This window comes from Sphaerisporangium sp. NPDC004334 (genome assembly GCF_053602655.1).
The window spans coordinates 18,856-36,433 of the sequence record NZ_JBSGDZ010000050.1 but is presented as its reverse complement, the minus strand read 5'-3'; the positions used below and the strand labels follow the sequence as shown (position 1 = coordinate 36,433).

Sequence of the window (17,578 nt, the reverse complement as noted above, 5' to 3'; positions counted from 1 at the left end):
AGGTCCTGGAGACCCACCTCGGGTGGATCGCCGCCCGCGGCTGGGACATCACGGGGGTGCAGGAGGCCTGGGCCGAGCGGCTGCGCGACAAGGGCCTCGAGAGGGTCGAGCCGCGCACCAACATGGCCACCCCGGTCTTCGACGGCGCCCACGAGGAAGAGATCGTCGGCCTGCTCGACAGCACCGTCCCCAACCGTGACGGAGACCGGCTGGTGCAGGGCGGCGGGAAGGCCCGGCTGTTCGACGGCCGCAGCGGCGAACCGTTCCCCTATCCCATCGCGGTTGGCTACATCTACATCCTCAAGCTGCTCCACCTGGTCGACGACAAGATCCACGCCCGCTCGACCGGTCCGTACTCCATGATCACCCAGCAGCCGCTGGGCGGTAAGGCCCAGTTCGGCGGCCAGCGCTTCGGCGAGATGGAGGTCTGGGCCCTTGAGGCCTACGGAGCCGGCTACGCGCTGCAGGAGCTGCTGACCATCAAGTCCGACGACGTTCTCGGCCGCGTGAAGGTCTACGAGGCCATCGTCAAGGGCGAGAACATCCCCGAGCCGGGCATCCCTGAGTCCTTCAAGGTCCTCATCAAGGAAATGCAGTCGCTGTGCCTCAACGTCGAGGTGCTCTCCAGCGACGGCATGTCCATCGAGATGCGCGACACCGACGAGGACGTCTTCCGCGCGGCGGAGGAGCTCGGCATCGACCTGTCCCGGCGCGAGCCGAGCAGCGTGGAAGAGGTCTGAACTCCTCCCCCACCGCTTCCGCACCACGTCGCCGTCCGGGGCGGCGCCCTCCGGGGCGCCGTCCCTGTGCGCCGTCCCTGTGCGCCGTCCCTGTGCGCCGTCCCGGGCCGCCGTCCCGAGGCGCCGTCCCGAGGCGCCGTCCGGGGCGCCGTCCCTGGGCGCCGCCTCCCGCTCCCGCCGTCCCGCCGGTTCGTCACCGGCCGGGACGGCCCGGCGACCCGCCCGAACTTTCACCATGATTTTTTCCGTCCCGATGTCAAGAAGCTCTCGCCTGCTCCGACCAACCGGTGAAACGTCGAGAGAACAGAGAGCTTGGACATGCGAACAACCCGGGCGTGGCTGGGAGCGGCCCTCCTCATGCTGCCGACATTGATCGTCGCGATGGACACGACGGCACTGCTCCTCGCGCTCCCACGGCTGAGCGCCGACCTGGGCGCCGGCAGCGTGCAGCAGTTGTGGATCAGCGACGGCTACGGATTCATGGTGGCCGGTATGGTCATCACGATGGGCACGCTCGGCGACCGCATCGGCCGCCGGCGGCTGCTGATCACGGGCGCCGCGGCGTTCGCGGTGCTGTCGGTCGTGGCCGCCTTCGCGGCCGACCCGCTGACGCTGATCGTCGTGCGCGCGCTGCTCGGCATCGCCGGCGCGACCCTGGCGCCGTCCACCCTTGCCCTGCTCACCACCATGTTCCCCGATGCGCAGCGGCGCGGTAAGGCCATCGCGGTCTGGGCGACCTGCCAGTTCACCGGCGGCGCGCTCGGGCCCGTGCTCGCCGGGTTCCTGCTCCAGCACTTCTGGTGGGGATCGGTGTTCCTGGCCGCCGTACCGGCCATGGTGCTGCTGGTGCTCGCCGGGCCGGTCCTGCTGCCGGAGTCCCGCAGCGACCACGCCGGCCGGCTGGACCCGTCCGGCGTCGGACTGTCCCTCGCGGCGGTGCTGCTGATCGTCTACGCCATCAAGCGACTGACCGTCGAGGGCCTGTCGGTCGTGCCGGCGGTGGTCCTTCTCGTCGGCGCGGCCCTCGGGTGGCTGTTCGTCCGCCGCCAACTGCGGCTGGACACGCCGCTGCTGGACCTGCGACTGTTCCGCAACCGTCCCTTCGCGGCAGTGATCATCGCCCTGGTCCTCGCCGGGATCGCCATGGCCGGTACGGGCCTGCAGGTGACGCAGTACCTGCAGAGCGTGCTGGGCTTCTCCCCGTTCGCTTCGGCGGTGCTGTTCGCACCCATGGGCCTGGGCGTGGCGGTGGGCACCATGACCGCGCCGGCGCTGGCCCGGCGGATGAAGCAGACGACCGCGATCGCCGGCGGACTGGTGGTCTCGGCGCTGGGCGGCCTGCTGCTCGTCGGCGTCGACGGTCCGGGCACGCTGCCCCTGGCGATGATCGGCATCGCCGTCCTGGCGCTGGGGACCGGCCCGCTGTTCGCGCTGGGCACCGGGCTGGTCGTCGGGTCCGTACCGCCGGAGCGCGCCGGCTCGGCGGCGTCGATGTCGGAGACCGGCAACTACTTGGGCGGCTCGCTCGGCTTCGCGCTGCTCGGTGTGGCCGCCGCGGTGGTCTACCGCGACCGGATGGGCGGAACCTCGGACTCGCTGGCCGGCGCGATCGCCGCCGGCCGGCACCTTCCCGCAGGTCAGGCCACGGAGCTGCTGCACAGCGCGCGAGAGGCGTTCCTCGCCGGCCTGCACGTCACCGGCGTCGTCGCCGCGGTCATCTTCACCGGAACGGCCGTACTGATCCAAACCATGCGCCCGGCGACCCGCACCACCCCGCCCGCGCTCCCCGCCTACGAGGCGGCGCGCTCATGACATGGCCCCCGGTCTCATCGGCCGGGGGCGCCGGAGACGGGCGGGGGCTCGTCCGTCCGGCGTTCCTTGAGGCGGAGTGCCTCTTTGCGGGCTTCGGCGTAGATGGTGCGCTCGCGCTCCAGCCACTCCGGGTTCTCCGCCTTCAGCGCGTCGATCTCAGCGGTGGTGAGCGGTCCGGTGATCCCGCTTCTGGCCAGGCCGGAGGTGGAGACCCTGAGCTTCGCGGCGATGACCTGCTTGGGGTGCGGGCCGTTGCGGCGCAGCTCGACGAGCCAGGCGGGGGGCGTCGACTGCAACTCGTTCAGCTCGTCCCTGGAGACGACACCCTCCTGGAACTCGGCGGGCGTGGCCGAGAGGAGGACACCCAGCTTCTTGGCCGCGGTCGCGGGCTTCATCGTCTGGGTGGTCTTCGATTTGGGCATGGCGCCAAGAGTAGCCAGTGGGAACGGGTTCCCCTGACATCGCTACGCTGAGGAAGTGACCGAGGAAGAGACCGGCGAGGTGTTCCGGCTGGCGTACGTGCCCGGAGTGACCCCCGCCAAATGGGTCAACGTCTGGACCGAGAGGCTGCCCGACGTGCCGATCACCCTGGTCGCGGTTCCCGCCGCCGAGGCGGTGAGCCTGCTGCGCAGCGGCGGCGCCGACGCCGCGTTCGTCAGACTGCCGGTCGACCGGGACGGGCTCAGCGTGATCCCTCTCTACGTGGAGACCACGGTGGCCGTGGTGCCCAAGGACCACGCGGTGGCCGCCGCCGACGAGGTGGCCACCGCCGAACTCGCCGACGACGAGGTGCTCCATCCTGTGGACGACACCATCGAGTGGACGGTCAGGCCCGGGCAGCCCGCGTTCACCCGACCGGCCACGACGGCGGAGGCGGTGGAACTGGTGGCGGCCGGCGCCGGGATCCTCCTGGTCCCGCAGTCGCTGGCCCGCCTCCACCATCGCAGAGATCTCACCTACCGGCCGGTGCCGGACGCGCCGCAGTCTCAGGTCGCGCTGACCTGGCCCACGGACGCGACCACCGACCTGGTGGAGGACTTCATCGGCATCGTCCGAGGGCGGACGGTGAACAGCTCGCGGGGCCGTGCCCCGGCCCCGCCCGCGCAGAGACCGGCGCAGGGAAAGACCCAGAAACCCGCACAGGGCTCCGGTCGCCGCGCCGTGCCGACCGGCGGCAAAGAAACCGGCCGCAAAGAAACGGGCCGTAAAGAAACGGGCCGTAAAGAAACGGGCCGTAAAGAAACGGGCCGTAAAGAAACGGGCCGTAAAGAGGCCGGCCGTAAGGGGAAGGGCAAGCGGCCTCGGTGACCCGCGGCTCTGCCGAGCCGTGACCCCACCCGCTCGCATCCTGGGCGTTCGCCCCTCTTCTTCGTCGCCGCGGATTGCCTTCGGCGGGCGAATGCCGGCGCGGTTCCCGGTCCGCTCGGGCCTATGATCGGCGGCATGGCGCTGCGACTCGCTCAGGTGAACTTCAAGGCTCGAGATGACTCGGCCCTCGGCCGGTTCTGGGCGGAGGCGCTCGGCTGGGGTCTTTCCAGCGAGGGCCCCGGCGTGACCAACCTCGAGCCCGAGGGCGTTGTATGGCCGGACCCCGCCGGCTTCTACATCGACTTCGTCATCGTGCCGGACCCCGAAACGGTGAAGTACCGCGTGCACCTCGAACTCGCCACCACCTCCGCGGCCCATCACACGGAGTTCGTCGCGCGCCTGAAGGAACTCGGCGCGACGCCCGCCGACGCGGGCCAGGGCGATGTCCCGTGGACGGCTCTGGCCGACCCGGAGGGCAACGTGTTCCGCGTCCTGAAGCCTCGGGAGACCTACCGGGACACCGGGCCGATCGCCGCGGTGGTGGTCGCCTGCGCCGATCCGCGGGCCATGGCCCGGTTCTGGGACCAGGCGCTGGAGTGGACGCTGCACGAGGTGACCGACGATCACGCGGTCATGCGTTCGGCCAAGGGTGCCGGGCCGTACCTGGAGTTCCGCCGGGAGTCCAGCGGCACGACCGTGCGGAGCCGCGTCCACCTCGACCTGCTGCCGTACCCCTTCGACGGCAAGGAGGCGGAGGTGGCCCGGCTGCGCGCCCTCGGCGCCACCGACGTCGACCTCGGCCAGGGCCAGGTGCCATGGACGGTCCTGGCCGACCCGGAGGGCAACGAGTTCTGCGTCCTGGGCCGGGCCGACGGCGCGTGATCAGGTGGCCTGGCCGGTGGGCATGATCGTGACCTGCTGAAGGTTGACGCGTGCCGGCTGGGAGGCGAGGAAGCCGATGGTGTGGGCGATATCCTCCGCCGTCAGCCACTCCATCGTCTCCTTGGACCCGGCCAGCCACTCCAGCGCCCCGGGGTCGGTGACGTGGTCCTGCAGTTCCGTACCGACGATGCCCGGCTCGATCGCGGAGACTCGTACCTTCTTCGGCCCCAGCTCCGTCCGCAGGTGCCGGGACAGGTGCGTGACGTAAGCCTTGGTCGCCGAGTACACCGCGAAGTTCGGGAAGATGTTCTGCGCGGCGATCGACGACATGTTGATCAGGTCGCCCACGCCACGCTCGGCGGCGGCCTGGACCATCTGCGGAACGAACGCGCCGATGACGTTCATCAGGCCGGTGACGTTCAGGTCGATCTGGCGCTGCCACTGGTCGAGGGCCAGCTCCTCGATCGGGGCCGGGAGCATCACGCCCGCGTTGTTGAACAGCAGGTCCGCGCCGCCGAGGTCGTTCTCGACCCGGTCGGCGGCAGCGCGCACGGCCGGCACGTCGGTCACGTCTGCGGCGATCGCCAGTGCGGTGCCGCCGTTCTTCTGGATACGCGAGACCAGCTCGGCGAGCCGGTCCTCACGCCGGGCCAGCACGGCGACCTTCGCTCCCAGCGATGCCAGGTGTTCGGCGGTCGCTTCGCCGATACCGCTGGAGGCGCCGGTGACGACGGCGACCCGCCCGGCCAGCGGGGTGGTAGAGGACTGCGAGGTCATTGAAAGGGACCTTTCCTGGATTCTGCTCAAGGGCGGTCCGCGCATCCGGGCCGCTGATCCAGCACACCATGGCCGGACCGCCCGCAAAGGACGCTCTTCGCACCCTGCCAGGGCTAGTACCAACAGGGCTACCCAAACCGGACATATCACGCACAAGAGACGTCACACTGAAGGTATGGACAGCCGAAGGGAGCTCGCCGACCTCCTGCGCACGGCGTAGCCGCCTGACGCCTGACCAGGCAGGATTGCCCGAGGACGGCCGCACGCGCCGGGTCCCGGGACTGCGTCGCGACGAGGTCGCCCGGCTCGCCGGAGTGAGCACCGAGTACTACACCCGGCTCGAACAGGGACGAGCCGGCGACCCCTCCCCCGAAGTCCTCCAGGCCCTGAGCCGGACCTTGCACCTGGACGCGTCGGAGACCGAACACCTGCGGGACCTGCCGACCCGGCCGAACGCCGCCACCCGCCACACCCCCACCGGCCCGCAGCGAGTCCGTCCAGGCCTGTACCTGATGCTGCGGACACTGCAGCACGTGCCGGCAATCGTCCTCGGCCGGCGGACCGACATCCTGGCCTCCAACCGACTGGCCCGGGCCGTCCTCACCGATTTCGACGCCCTGCCCGTGCCGGCCCGCAACCTGGCCCGCTACTACCTGCTGGACCCCTCCGCGCGGCATGCCGTAGGCGACTGGGAACGCATCGCCGCCGAAACCGTGGCGATCCTCCGTCTGGAAGCCGGGCGCCGGCCCCACGACCGGCAACTCGCGGACCTGGTGGGCGAGCTCATGCTGCGGTCACCGGAGTTCACGACCTGGTGGAACGACCACCGGGTGCTACGTTGCACCCACGGCGCGAGGCTGCACCATCACCCGGTCGTCGGCGACCTGCGCTTCGTCTTCGAGTCGTTCCCAGTTCCCGGAGACGCGGAACAGACCCTGTACGTCTACAACGTGGAACCGGGCTCCCCGACCGAACAGGCACTGCGCCTACTCGAGTCCTGGAACACACCTGCCCCTGAACACAGATCCGCCGAACGGCCCTCGGCCTGACCCCGCAGACTGCCTGGGACCGGAACAATCTCGTGGGGTCATGAGGGAAGCCATGACGGCCACCACGGGAGCACACAGTCGCCCGGGGTGCCCTCCGTGGCCACGTCGTACAAGGTCATCGCCATCGGCCCGGCGACGGAACCGGCGACGGTGAGAGCCAGCAGGATGAGGCCCGGCCATGTGCGACGGGCCAGCCAGGGCAGCCTGGCCAGCAGATGGAATGACATAGCGACAAGCGCTGACAGAACCGACACGATCGGAAAGATCACGAATCGGCTCAGGGACCACAAGGTGCCGGCGAGGTTCTCTCCCGCGTTCAGGTGCCCCAGGCAGTAGACCTGCGCATGAGCCACCAGGTAGACATCGAACAGGGTTCCGAACGTGGCGCACGCCACGGTGATGATCGCAGAGAGCCCGCATCCGAAGGTCCAGTAGACCTCGCGCCCTTCCGGAATTCCCCACTTGATCACGGCGCCATCAAAGCAGACACGTATGCGGGCGATGCGCAGCACGTGTGAGGATCTGGTGCAGAGCTCGTCCATCGAACCCATCACCGCCGCTCATCAAGGAACGGCCGGCGGACTCCCGCGCCGACTGCGATCATGTCGGTGTTCCGCCGGCGACGTCCTCCCGGGCCCGGGTTCGGCCTGATGACCAAAGGTCGTGACGCCGGCTTCCACATCGTGATCTTCGATCGGGGCCCGTTCACGCACGGAGAGAAGCAGGTCGACGGCGCGCCGAGCACGTCACCAATCTGGCAGCGACCTGGCGAGTGGGGTTCCCTTACGGAATCCAGAGTGCTACCTTTCTCGGCATCTCTTAAGGAGACCCCGAAAGGATCCGATGACATTCATAAGGCGCTTCGACCACGTCGGCATCACTGTCGCCGACCTCGATGCCGTGACGGCGTTCTTCGTCAGCCTCGGACTGGAGGCCGATCCGAAGATGGCCGTCGAAGGCGAGTTCCTGGACACGGTGATCGGCCTGACCGGCGCCCGCACCGAGATCGTCATGCTGCGAGCGCCCGGCGGAGGTACGACGCTGGAGCTGTCGAGCTTCACGCGGCCGGACCACCTCCCGGGTTCGCCTGCCGCGCCGGCCAACGAACTGGGCCTGCGCAACGTCGCCTTCGAGGTGCACGACCTTCAAGCCGCGGTCGACCACGCCGCAGCCGACGGCTACGGCCTGGTGGGAGGCATCGGCGAATACGAAGGCGTGTGGCGGATGGCCTACGTCCGCGGGCCCGAAGGAATCATCGTCTCGTTGGCCGAGCGCGTCTAGAAGTAGGGAGACATCATGAGCACGACCGTGACCGACGAACAGATTCGGGCCCTGGCCGCGACCGCGAAGCCTTACAGCCTGGCGCTCCTTCAGTGGGGGCCGGAGCGGACCATGGACGGCGCGGACGCGATCGAACTCGAACACCAGCGACGCATGGTATCGCTGCGCGCCGAGGGGGTGATCGCGATCCTGTGCCCGGTCGCCTCCGACACCGTGGCCGGCGTCGTGATCATGACCGTGCCGGCCGAAGAAGCCGCGGAGATCATGGCCGAGGACCCCTGCGTTCGAGCCGGGATGATCCGCTGCGAGGTTCACCCCTGCCACGGCTTCCCCGGAGACACCCTCCCCGCATAAGCGACCCCGGCCAGGGCGATCAGCGTCTATCCGGCGGTTGCTGTAAGGCGTTGCTGTACGGAGATCAAAAAGGCCGTTTCCGATCAGCGGAAACGGCCTTTGACCTGGGTGGAGCTGAGGGGATTCGAACCCCTGACCCCTTCGATGCGAACGAAGTGCGCTACCGGACTGCGCTACAGCCCCAAGGACTGGACCAGATTAGCAAACTTTGGGGACCGCCCGCGCCACCCGGGTGCGCGCGCGAGCCGGAACTCAGTCACCGACGGCGCGGCGGGAGCGGTCGGCGTACTGGTCGAAGGGCTCGGCGGGCTTGCGGAACGCGATGACCTCGGCCTCGGCCTGCTCGGCCGCCAGTTCGAGCACGCGGCGCCGCTCTTGTGCCCTGCGCCGTTGCTCGGCGTGAGCCTTCGCCGCGGCGGCCCGGCGCTCGGCGTCCACGGCGACGGCCACCCGCAGGACGGCCAGGTAGGCGAGCAGCACGACCGCGGAGGGCGCGACGCTCCACCACGGGGCCACGCCGACGCCCGCCGTCACCACCGAGGCGATGTGGAGCAGCACGCTGAAGAGCAGCCATCGGCGGCGACGGGCCACGACACCGGCCCGGCGACGGCGTTCGGCGAGGATGTCGTCACCCCCGGGGGCGTACTCGCCCGCCGTGTCCTCGTCGGAGGTCTCGTCCGGGCCGGCGGAGAGGGCGGGGGTGGCCGGAGAGTCGGCCGCGCGGGTGACCGGGGCGCCGCCCGGGGTCCTGGTGGCCGGGACGGTGGATCCGAAGGCGTGCCCGGCTCCGGAGAGCGTGGAGGAGCCCGTGCCGGAGACCGCCCTGGTGGCGGGGGACGAGGGCGCTTCGGAGGCGCCGTCGCGGCGGGAGGCGTCGCCGTCGCGGGACGTGTCGTCGTGGCGGGAGGCGCGGGGGTCGCCGGGCGCGTTGTCGTGGCGGGAGGCGCGGGGGTCGCCGGGCGCGTTGTCGTGGCGGGAGGCGCCAGGGTGGTGCGAGGCGCCGGGGTGGTGGGACGGGTTGTCGCGGCGGGGGCCGGACGGGTCGAGTTCCATGGTGATCTCGTCGTCGGCCGGGTCGGCGGCGTGGGCCCTGACGCCGGAGACACGCGAGAGGCGGGAGGTGTCCGAGATCCCGGAGACGCGGGACACCGGGTGGTCGGCGAGGGTGTCGCCCTCCGGCTCCTCGCACTCCTCTGAGTCGTCGGAGTCCTCGCAGTCCGCGGACTCGCGGGAGTCGTCGTCCTCGCCGTCGGCGTACAACTCGGCGATGTCCACGGTGTGACGGTCGCGGCGCAGCCACATCGGGACCAGGACGCACAGCCACATGACCACGATGCCGAGGTAGAGGAAGGCACTGCTCACGCGCCCACCCCCAGCGCGATGTATGGAAGGGCCACCGTGCGGGCAGCATGAACACAGCACGGGGTGTGGGCCGTCGCAAATGTGTTCACGTCACGCACCGTAGGACCGCGTGTCACTGATTGACGAGCATTCGGTGCGGTGTGTCGCGAGATCGTCAACCTGTTTATCCCCAGGCCTACGTCAAAGATTTTTGCCGTCGCTCACGACGAACCGTCATGGGCGGTTTTCTGCCTCGTCTGGCGCCACTGCGCGAGAAGCCCGCGCGGGACGTCCTCCAGGGTGAGGGCGTAGCAGATGTGGTCGCGCCAGGCGCCGTCGATGTGGAGCTGCCTGCGGCGCACGCCCTCCTCGCGGAAGCCGAGCTTCTCGACGACGCGGCGGCTGGCGTGGTTCTCGGGCCGGATGTTGGCCTCCAGGCGGTGCAGGCCCACGGTGAAGAAGCAGTGGTCGACGGCCATCGCGAGCGCCGTGGGGATGATGCCGCGTCCGGCGAGGGTGCCGCTGACCCAGTACCCGACCTGCGCCGACCGGGCCGAGCCCCACACGATGGCGCCGACGGTGAGCTGCCCGGCGAACGCCCCCCGGTAGGTCACCACCCAGGGAAGCGCCAGCCCCTGCCGCGCCTCGCGCCGCAGGGTGCCGACCATGGAGATGTAGGGACCGAGGCCGGTGCGGAACAGAGGGGTCTCGGGGTTGCTGGGCTCCCATGGGCGCAGCCAGTCGGCGTTGCGCAACCGCGTCTCACGCCAGGCGTTGACATCACGCAGCCGCAGCGGCCGGAGTCCCACCGGTCCCTCTGTCAGGGTCACCGGCCAGCCGCGAAGTCGATCCACGGCACAATCATCCCCTGTCCGACCCTGAATCCGCCATGGCGGCCGCCCGCCCCTCTCTTGACACCGCATGTCGATCACGTCATCCGCGCGTCCACCGTCCCGGGCTGCGGGCGAGACCGGCCGCCGTCCCGAGTCGCGGGCGAGACCGGCCTCCGCCGGGCCCGTTCGCACTGCGCGGTCCCGGGGTTACGACGGGCGGGGGTGGTCGCCGCCTCGGATCTGGTCGACGGCGTGCCGGAGGATGGGGGCGAGGATCGCCATGCCGTCGCGTACGCCGCCGGACGACCCCGGGAGGTTGACGATCAAGGTGTTGCCCGCCTGCCCGGCCAGCCCGCGCGACAGGATCGAGGTGGGCACCTTCTCCCGGTTGACCTGGCGCACCGCCTCGGCGATGCCGGGTACCTCCCGTTCGATGACCCGCCGCGTCATCTCGGGGGTGAGGTCCTGCGGGGTGAGGCCGGTCCCCCCGGTGGTGACGATCACGTCGTACCCGGCGCGGACCCCCTCGCGTAGCGCCGCCTCGACGGGCTCGCCGTCCGGGACGACCCGCGGGCCGTCCACCTCGTCGCACCCGGCCTCGGCGAGCAGCTCGGCCAGCAGTCGTCCCGACTTATCGGGATACACGCCCGCAGCGGCCCGGTTGGAAGCCGTCACGACGAGCGCTCTCACGGCCGCGTCCAGACACCGGTCTTGCCGCCGGTCTTCTCCTCCACCCGCACATCGGTGATCACCGCCGCGGGGTCCACCGCCTTGATCATGTCGATCATCGCCAGGCCGGCCACCGAGACGGCGGTGAGCGCCTCCATCTCGACTCCGGTGCGGTCGGCGGTCTTCACCCTCGCGGTGATCTCGACGCCGGAGTCGACCACCACGATCTCCACCTTGACGCCGTGCAGGGCGATCGGATGGCACAACGGGATCAGGTCCGGGGTGCGCTTGGCGCCCTGGATGCCCGCGATGCGCGCCACGCCGATGGCGTCTCCCTTGGGCACCTCTCCCGATCGCAGGATGCGCACGGCCTCCGGCGACAGCAGCACCCGGCCGGTGGCGCACGCCGTCCGGACACCGACCTCCTTCGCGGACACGTCCACCATGCGCGCCGCGCCCGACTCGTCGATGTGCGTCAGTTCACTCATAGCGCGATCACCTCACTCGCGGCGGTCAGGTCCTTCACAGCGGGATCACCCCGCCCGCGGCGGTCGGCTCGTTCACAGCGGGATCACCTCCACATCGGCCCCCTCCGGCAGTTCGGTGACGTCCTCGGGGACCACGATGAGTGCGTTCGCCCCGGCGAGCGCGGCGAGCTGGTGGGAACCCTGCCCGTGGACCGGCGTCACCGACGCGGCACCGTCCCGCCTGGTCAGGACGCCGCGCAGGAACGAGCGCCGGCCGGCCGGTGAGCGCAGCGCCGCGGCGGTCGTCGCGGTGACGGTGACCGGAGGGCCGGCGGGCAGGCCGCGCATCCGGGCCAGCGCCGGCTTCACGTACAGCATGAACGACACGTAGGACGACACCGGATTTCCGGGCAGCGTGAAGATCGGCACCTGCCGGTCGCCCAGCAGCCCGAAGCCCTGCGGCATCCCCGGCTGCATGGCGACCTTCTCGAACCGGACGGTGCCCAGCGGCGACAGCGCCTCCTTGACCGGCTCGTAGGCGCCCATGGAGATGCCGCCGCTGGTGATCACGGCGTCGGCCTCGCCGAGCAGGGCGTCGAGGGTCGCCGAGAACGCCGCGGGATCGTCGCCGACCGCGCCGCGCCGGGACGCCTCGCCGCCCGCCTGCCGGACGGCCGCGACGAGGGTGAAGCTGTTGGACTCCCAGATCTGCCCGTGCCCGAGCGGCGTCCCCGGCTCGACCAGCTCGGCGCCGGTGGACAGCACCACCACGCGGGGACGCGGATGGGCGAGCACCGTGCGCCGTCCCACTCCGGCGAGGATGCCGAGCTGGGCCGGCCCGATGACCGTGCCGGCGGGCAGCACGACGTCGCCCGCCCGCACGTCCTCCCCGGACCTGCGGATCGCGTTGCCCGGCGGCGGGGTGCGGCGGATCGCGACCTTCACCGTGCCGCCGTCGGTCCACTCGACCGGCACCACCGCGTCGGCGCCCTCGGGCACCGGCGCGCCGGTCATGATGCGCGTGACGAACCCGCGCTCGACCGCGCGCCGCGCGGTGTCCCCCGCGGCCACGTCCAGCGTCACGGGCAGCACCACGGGCGCGTCCTCGCCGGCCCCCGCGACGTCCTCGGCCCGGACGGCGTACCCGTCCATGGCCGAGTTGTCGAACGGCGGCAGCGCGACGGGCGAGGCGACGTCCTCGGCCAGGGTGGCGCCGAGCGCCGAGTCCAGATCGACCTGAACGGGGTCGAGCGGGCGCACGGCGCCGAGGATCTCGGCCAGATGGGCGTCAACCGTCTTCATCGCATCCACCCGGAGTGAAGCCTCACTCGGAGGCGTCGGTCAGGGACTCGGGGGCGTCGTTGAGGAACTCGCGCAGCCAGGACATGAACTCGGGCGCGAGGTCGGGGCGCTCGGCGGCGAACTGCACGACGGTGCGCAGGTAGTCGAGCTTGTTGCCCGTGTCGTAGCGGCGCCCGCGGAACAGCACGCCGTGGACGGGGCCGCCCTCCTCGGTGGAACGGCCGGCGAGTTCCAGCAGCGCGTCGGTGAGCTGGATCTCCCCGCCGCGTCCCGGCGCGGTGTTCTCCAGCACCTCGAAGACGGCGGGGTCGATCACGTAGCGTCCGATGACGGCCCAGTTGGACGGCGCCTCGTCCGCCGGCGGCTTCTCCACCAGCCCGGTGACGCGCACGACGTCGTCCTCCGAGGTGGGGGCGATCTCGGCGCAGCCGTACAGGGAGACCTGCTCGCGCGGCACCTCCATGAGCGCCACCACGCTGCCGCCGTAGGTGTTGCGCACCTCGATCATGCGCTTGAGCAGGTGGTCACGGTGGTCGATCAGGTCGTCGCCGAGGAGACAGGCGAACGGGTGGCCCCCGACGTGCTGCTTGGCGCACAGCACCGCGTGGCCGAGCCCCTTCGGCTCCCCCTGGCGCACGTAGTGGAACGTCGCGATCTCGACGGGCTCGAGGACCTGGTTGAGCCGCTCGGAGTCGCCCTTGGCGGCGAGCACCTCCTCGAGCTCGTACGCTCGGTCGAAGTGGTCCTCGATGGAGCGCTTGTTCCGGCCTGTCACCATGAGGAGGTCGAGGAGCCCGGCGGACACCGCCTCTTCGACGACATACTGGATGGCCGGCTTGTCGACGATCGGCAGCATCTCTTTCGGGGTCGCCTTGGTCGCCGGGAGGAATCGCGTGCCCAGACCGGCGGCGGGGATGACAACTTTCGTCACTGGATCGAAGTCAGCCATGAATGCACCTTAATGGAGGGCCGTGTGGACAAAGCGGAGCTGCGCCGGAGGATCGTCGCCGCACGTGCAGGGCTGTCCGATCCGCGCGGCCCGGCCACCGCGATCAGGGAAACGCTACTCGACCGACCCTGGGTTCAGATGGCCGGGCTGGTCGCCTGTTATTGGTCCGCGGGCACGGAACCGGCCACGCACGGCCTCATCTTCGCCCTGTGGAAACACGGCACGACGGTCATCCTGCCGGTCCTGCGGCCCGACGATGACCTCGACTGGGCGGTCTACGACGGCCCCGACTCGCTGGCGCCCGGGCCGCGCGGCCTGATGGAACCAGTGGACACGCGGCGCGGCGTGGACGCCGTCCGCACGGCCGGGCTGGTGATCGTGCCCGCACTGGCGGTCGACGCCACCACCGGCGTCCGGCTCGGGCGCGGCGGCGGTTCCTACGACCGCGCGCTGGCGCGGGTCGGCCCGAACGTGCCGACGGTCGCGCTGCTGCACGAGGGGGAGCTGATCGACGGCGTGCCGGCCGAGCCGCACGACCTTCCCGTCTCGATGGCCGCCCTCCCGTCCGGCATCGTCACCTTCTGAGCCGTCTGCGTTGGGGTCTCAGGGGAGGATCTGCAGGTCGTTGAGGCCGCCGTTCTCGCCGAAGTACTCCTCCAGGTCGTCGTTCCTGACCGCGTCGAAGAACCGCCGTCCCGCCTTCCTGTCCAGGCGGACGATGCTGGCGCCCTTGACCATGGCGGTGCCGAGCGTCGGCACGGTGGCGGAGTCGACGGTGTCCGGCCGGATGTCCCGCAGTTCCAGCGCCAGGTCGCGCAACGTGCCGAGCGTCACGGCCGAGTCGACGCTGACCGCGCGCGTGAGCGCCTCCAGGAAGTCGTTCAGCTTGAGCGGGTCGGTCAGCATGTCCCGGCTTATGATCTTGTGTCCGAGGGCTCCGACGAACGCCTGCTGGCGCTTGATCCGGTCGAAGTCGCCGCCCGGCAGGTTGTACCGCTGACGGACGAACAGCAGCGCTTTCTCGCCCTCCAGGTGCACCAGGCCCTGCGGCCAGGTGACCTTGTTCGCCGGGTCGTACACCTTGCGCGCGACGTAGACGTCGACACCGCCGATGACCTGCGTCATCGCGACGAACCCCTTGAAGTCAAGGGCCGCGAAATGGTCGATGCGGACCTTGGTCAGGTCCTCGACGGTCTTGATCAGCAGCTTCGGGCCCCCGAAGGCGTACGCGGCGTTGATCTTGTTGTTTCCCCGGCCGGGGATACGGACATAAGAGTCGCGGGGGATACCGATGAGAGTGAGCCGCTCCCGGTCCGCGGGCACGTGAACGATCATGATGGTGTCGGCCCGCTGGCTGCCCGACTCGCCCGGCCGCTTGTCCGACCCGATGAGCAACCAGTTCTGCGCGTCCCCCACGGCCTTGGCCGGTCGGCCCGCGTCCTCGGGGAACGCTCCAGGGATACGCTGGATGTTGCCGTTGAGCGTGATCTGACGTTCCATCACCAACGCGAACGCCGCCGCGACCACCATGGCCAGAACCAGCCCGGTCGCGATCGTCAGCCGGCGTAACAACCGCCGCTTCCTGCGCGGCTTGACGGTCCCGGGTGGCCGCTGCGCCGGCTCGGACGTTCGGGATGCATCGGATATATCGGGTTCCTTCAGGGGGACGACCTCGTCGCCGTCGACGAAATGGTCCTTCCTCGCGCTCTCCAGGACCGGGGAAGTGTCGTCGGCCAATTTCGTCCCCTGCAAACCCGTTGTTCCTGTTCGTCTGTGTCGCGAGTGACGGTAGCCCATAGCCGTTGCTCGTGGTAGTGGCCTATACGAATACGACACAATGGACGCAAACGCGGGAGGGGGGCCGGTGAATCTTGATCTCTGGCTGCTCCTCGCGTCCATCGTCGTGATCGCCGCCATCGCCTCCGTGCGCGTCGCCCACCGCACCGGGCTGCCCAGCCTCCTGATCTACCTCGCCATCGGACTCCTCCTCGGCGAAGCCGGCCTGGGCCTGCAGTTCGAGAACGCGAAGGTCGCCCAGCAGATCGGCCTGGCGGCGCTGGCGGTGATCCTCGCCGAAGGCGGCCTGACCACAAGCTGGGAGCATGTACGCCGGGCCGTCCCTCCCGCGGTGGTACTCGCCACGGTCGGCGTCGCGGTGAGCATCGTCGCGCTGGCCGCGGCGGTGCACTGGCTGCTCGGCATGGACTGGCGCACCGCCCTGCTCCTCGGAGCGGTCCTCGCCTCGACCGACGCGGCCGCCGTGTTCTCCGTCCTTCGCCGCCTGCCACTCCCCGAACGCCTCTCGGGCATCCTGGAGGCCGAGTCGGGTTTCAACGACGCGCCGACCGTCATCGTCGTCGTCATGCTCAGCCAGATCAGCACACCAATGCCGAGCGTGGGGCACGTCTTGCTGGACGCGGTGTTCGAGCTGGCCATCGGAAGCGCCGTCGGCCTCGCGGTCGGCCCGCTCGGCGGCTACGCCCTGCGGCGGGTCGCCCTGCCCGCCTCCGGCCTGTACCCCATCGCCGTGCTCGCCCTCGCCTTCGTCGCCTACAGCGGCGCGACGCTCCTGCACGGCAGCGGTTTCCTCGCCGTCTACCTGGCCACGCTGGTACTGGGCAACATGCGCCTGCCCCACCGTGTGCCGACCCGGGGCTTCGCCGAAGGAGCCGCGTGGCTCGCCCAGATCGGCCTTTTCGTCATGCTCGGCGTCCTCGCCAGCCCGTTCGAACTCCCCCAGATGGTCGTGCCCGGACTGATCATCGGACTGGTGCTGCTGCTGTTCGCGCGCCCGCTGTCGGTGGTCGTCTCCGCCCTGGCCGTACGCGTGACCCGCACCGACCGGCTGTCCTGGCGGGAGCAGGCGTTCCTGTCATGGGCCGGACTGCGCGGCGCGGTGCCCATCGTGCTCGCCACCATCCCCTGGGCCGCCGGCATCACCGGGGCCAAGGGGGTGTTCAACGAGGTCTTCGTCATCGTCATCGTGTTCACCATGGTGCAGGGACCGACACTGCCGTTTCTCGCCCGCGTCCTGCAGGTAAGCGCCCCGGCCGAGGCACGCGACCTCGGGGTCGAGGCGGCGCCGCTGGAGGAGCTCAACGCCGACCTGCTGCAGGTCAGCATCCCTCCGGGGTCGGGGCTGCACGGCGTCGAGATCTTCGAGCTCCGCCTGCCGTCGGACGCCGCCGTCACCATGGTCGTACGCGAGGGCCGCTCGTTCGTCCCCGAGGGCACCACGCGGCTGCGAGCCGAGGACCAGTTGCTCGTCGTCACCACGGCCGCCTGCCGCAAGGTCGTCGAACGCCGGCTGCGCGCCGTCAGCCGCCGGGGCAAACTCGCCGGCTGGTACGGCGAAAGGGGCGAATGACCTCCTTCTTGCACGATGGCCCCGCCGACTTCGGAGACCGGCCCCCAAGAGAACCCCGCACCGCCGCCCCCGACGCGGACCCCGACTCATCCGGGTCATGGGGCTCATCGGTCCTCAGAACGGCCGGGGACCCCCGCGACGCCCACCCCACCCGACCCCCGCGGTGGACCTCACGACAGGGATTAGAACCCGTCCGGGTGGCGTTTAGCCTAATCGGCTGCGTACCATTAGCAGTCGCAGCGGTAGAGTGCCAATCTGCGTTGAGCCACACTGAGCCATATGAGGAGGAGCGCGTGCCCACCTACCAGTACGCCTGTACCGCTTGCGGTGAAGGGCTCGAGGTCGTCCAGCGTTTCACCGATGACCCGCTGACCACCTGCCCGAACTGCCAGGGTCAGCTGCGCAAGGTGTTCTCGGCCGTCGGCATCGTGTTCAAGGGTTCGGGCT

The 17,578-nt window shown here is 70.4% G+C and carries 19 protein-coding genes, 1 tRNA gene and 1 pseudogene; 10 read left to right on the top strand and 11 right to left on the bottom strand.

Annotation, left to right across the window (positions count from 1 at the left end; translation table 11 throughout):
* Together ACWEN6_RS38925 and ACWEN6_RS38920 are read left to right on the top strand one after the other, a co-directional pair.
* A partial coding sequence (locus tag ACWEN6_RS38925) for a DNA-directed RNA polymerase subunit beta (RefSeq protein WP_452577033.1) occupies positions 1 to 740 on the top strand: 740 nt, incomplete at its 5' end.
* 318 nt (positions 741 to 1,058) lie between these two features.
* Positions 1,059 to 2,552 (top strand): MFS transporter, encoded by a 1,494-nt coding sequence (locus ACWEN6_RS38920; protein ID WP_452577031.1) that lies wholly within the window; start codon positions 1,059 to 1,061, stop codon positions 2,550 to 2,552.
* Between the two features lie 14 nt (positions 2,553 to 2,566).
* On the opposite strand, the gene ACWEN6_RS38915 is transcribed toward ACWEN6_RS38920, so the two are convergent.
* Complete coding sequence (locus ACWEN6_RS38915) at positions 2,567 to 2,974, bottom strand: DUF5997 family protein (protein WP_452577029.1); 408 nt, start codon at positions 2,972 to 2,974, stop codon at positions 2,567 to 2,569.
* A 55-nt stretch (positions 2,975 to 3,029) separates the two neighbouring features.
* On the opposite strand from ACWEN6_RS38915, the gene ACWEN6_RS38910 reads away from it, so the two are divergent.
* Together ACWEN6_RS38910 and ACWEN6_RS38905 are read left to right on the top strand one after the other, a co-directional pair.
* Positions 3,030 to 3,860, top strand: coding sequence for a LysR family substrate-binding domain-containing protein (locus ACWEN6_RS38910; protein ID WP_452577028.1), 831 nt, complete (start codon positions 3,030 to 3,032; stop codon positions 3,858 to 3,860).
* 135 nt (positions 3,861 to 3,995) lie between these two features.
* The gene (locus ACWEN6_RS38905; protein WP_452577026.1) at positions 3,996 to 4,742 is read left to right on the top strand and encodes a VOC family protein; all 747 of its coding nucleotides are present in this window, start codon (positions 3,996 to 3,998) and stop codon (positions 4,740 to 4,742) included.
* Here ACWEN6_RS38905 and ACWEN6_RS38900 read toward each other — a convergent pair whose 3' ends face one another.
* On the bottom strand, positions 4,743 to 5,519 hold the full coding sequence (locus ACWEN6_RS38900; RefSeq protein WP_452577024.1) for an SDR family oxidoreductase: 777 nt from the start codon (positions 5,517 to 5,519) through the stop codon (positions 4,743 to 4,745).
* A 245-nt stretch (positions 5,520 to 5,764) separates the two neighbouring features.
* Here ACWEN6_RS38900 and ACWEN6_RS38895 point away from each other — a divergent pair, with 245 nt between their 5' ends.
* Positions 5,765 to 6,568: a helix-turn-helix domain-containing protein gene (locus ACWEN6_RS38895; RefSeq protein WP_452577023.1), complete on the top strand. Its 804-nt coding sequence runs from the start codon at positions 5,765 to 5,767 to the stop codon at positions 6,566 to 6,568.
* Between the two features lie 38 nt (positions 6,569 to 6,606).
* On the opposite strand, the gene ACWEN6_RS38890 is transcribed toward ACWEN6_RS38895, so the two are convergent.
* Positions 6,607 to 7,119 (bottom strand): hypothetical protein, encoded by a 513-nt coding sequence (locus ACWEN6_RS38890; RefSeq protein ID WP_452577021.1) that lies wholly within the window; start codon positions 7,117 to 7,119, stop codon positions 6,607 to 6,609.
* Between the two features lie 292 nt (positions 7,120 to 7,411).
* On the opposite strand from ACWEN6_RS38890, the gene ACWEN6_RS38885 reads away from it, so the two are divergent.
* A complete protein-coding gene (locus ACWEN6_RS38885; RefSeq protein WP_452577019.1) occupies positions 7,412 to 7,849 on the top strand; it encodes a VOC family protein in 438 nt (145 codons plus the stop codon).
* A 15-nt stretch (positions 7,850 to 7,864) separates the two neighbouring features.
* Positions 7,865 to 8,203, top strand: coding sequence for a hypothetical protein (locus ACWEN6_RS38880; RefSeq protein WP_452577018.1), 339 nt, complete (start codon positions 7,865 to 7,867; stop codon positions 8,201 to 8,203).
* 109 nt (positions 8,204 to 8,312) lie between these two features.
* On the opposite strand, the gene ACWEN6_RS38875 is transcribed toward ACWEN6_RS38880, so the two are convergent.
* The 7 genes from ACWEN6_RS38875 to galU form a co-directional block, all read right to left on the bottom strand.
* Positions 8,313 to 8,386 (bottom strand) — tRNA-Ala (locus ACWEN6_RS38875).
* Between the two features lie 69 nt (positions 8,387 to 8,455).
* Entirely contained in the window at positions 8,456 to 9,565 is a 1,110-nt protein-coding gene (locus ACWEN6_RS38870) for a hypothetical protein (RefSeq protein ID WP_452577016.1), read from the bottom strand.
* Between the two features lie 200 nt (positions 9,566 to 9,765).
* The gene (locus ACWEN6_RS38865) at positions 9,766 to 10,398 is read right to left on the bottom strand and encodes a GNAT family N-acetyltransferase (protein ID WP_354845876.1); all 633 of its coding nucleotides are present in this window, start codon (positions 10,396 to 10,398) and stop codon (positions 9,766 to 9,768) included.
* A 186-nt stretch (positions 10,399 to 10,584) separates the two neighbouring features.
* A complete protein-coding gene (locus tag ACWEN6_RS38860) occupies positions 10,585 to 11,079 on the bottom strand; it encodes a MogA/MoaB family molybdenum cofactor biosynthesis protein (protein WP_452577034.1) in 495 nt (164 codons plus the stop codon).
* Positions 11,064 to 11,534, bottom strand: coding sequence for a cyclic pyranopterin monophosphate synthase MoaC (gene moaC, locus ACWEN6_RS38855; protein ID WP_354845870.1), 471 nt, complete (start codon positions 11,532 to 11,534; stop codon positions 11,064 to 11,066). Before moaC ends, ACWEN6_RS38860 begins: the two co-directional genes overlap by 16 nt.
* A 72-nt stretch (positions 11,535 to 11,606) precedes the next feature.
* A complete protein-coding gene (gene glp / locus ACWEN6_RS38850) occupies positions 11,607 to 12,815 on the bottom strand; it encodes a molybdotransferase-like divisome protein Glp (protein WP_452577014.1) in 1,209 nt (402 codons plus the stop codon).
* Between the two features lie 22 nt (positions 12,816 to 12,837).
* Positions 12,838 to 13,764, bottom strand: coding sequence for a UTP--glucose-1-phosphate uridylyltransferase GalU (galU, locus tag ACWEN6_RS38845; RefSeq protein ID WP_354845864.1), 927 nt, complete (start codon positions 13,762 to 13,764; stop codon positions 12,838 to 12,840).
* 24 nt (positions 13,765 to 13,788) lie between these two features.
* Here galU and ACWEN6_RS38840 point away from each other — a divergent pair, with 24 nt between their 5' ends.
* Positions 13,789 to 14,349, top strand: coding sequence for a 5-formyltetrahydrofolate cyclo-ligase (locus ACWEN6_RS38840; protein WP_452577012.1), 561 nt, complete (start codon positions 13,789 to 13,791; stop codon positions 14,347 to 14,349).
* Between the two features lie 18 nt (positions 14,350 to 14,367).
* On the opposite strand, the gene ACWEN6_RS38835 is transcribed toward ACWEN6_RS38840, so the two are convergent.
* Positions 14,368 to 15,501 (bottom strand): LCP family protein, encoded by a 1,134-nt coding sequence (locus ACWEN6_RS38835; RefSeq protein WP_452577010.1) that lies wholly within the window; start codon positions 15,499 to 15,501, stop codon positions 14,368 to 14,370.
* Positions 15,502 to 15,628: 127 nt separating this feature from the next.
* On the opposite strand from ACWEN6_RS38835, the gene ACWEN6_RS38830 reads away from it, so the two are divergent.
* Entirely contained in the window at positions 15,629 to 17,131 is a 1,503-nt protein-coding gene (locus ACWEN6_RS38830; protein ID WP_452577008.1) for a potassium/proton antiporter, read from the top strand.
* Positions 17,128 to 17,565, top strand: a pseudogene (locus ACWEN6_RS38825) (FmdB family zinc ribbon protein); the annotation flags it as partial. The gene ACWEN6_RS38830 and the pseudogene ACWEN6_RS38825, both read left to right, overlap by 4 nt.
* Between the last annotated feature and the right edge of the window lie 13 nt (positions 17,566 to 17,578).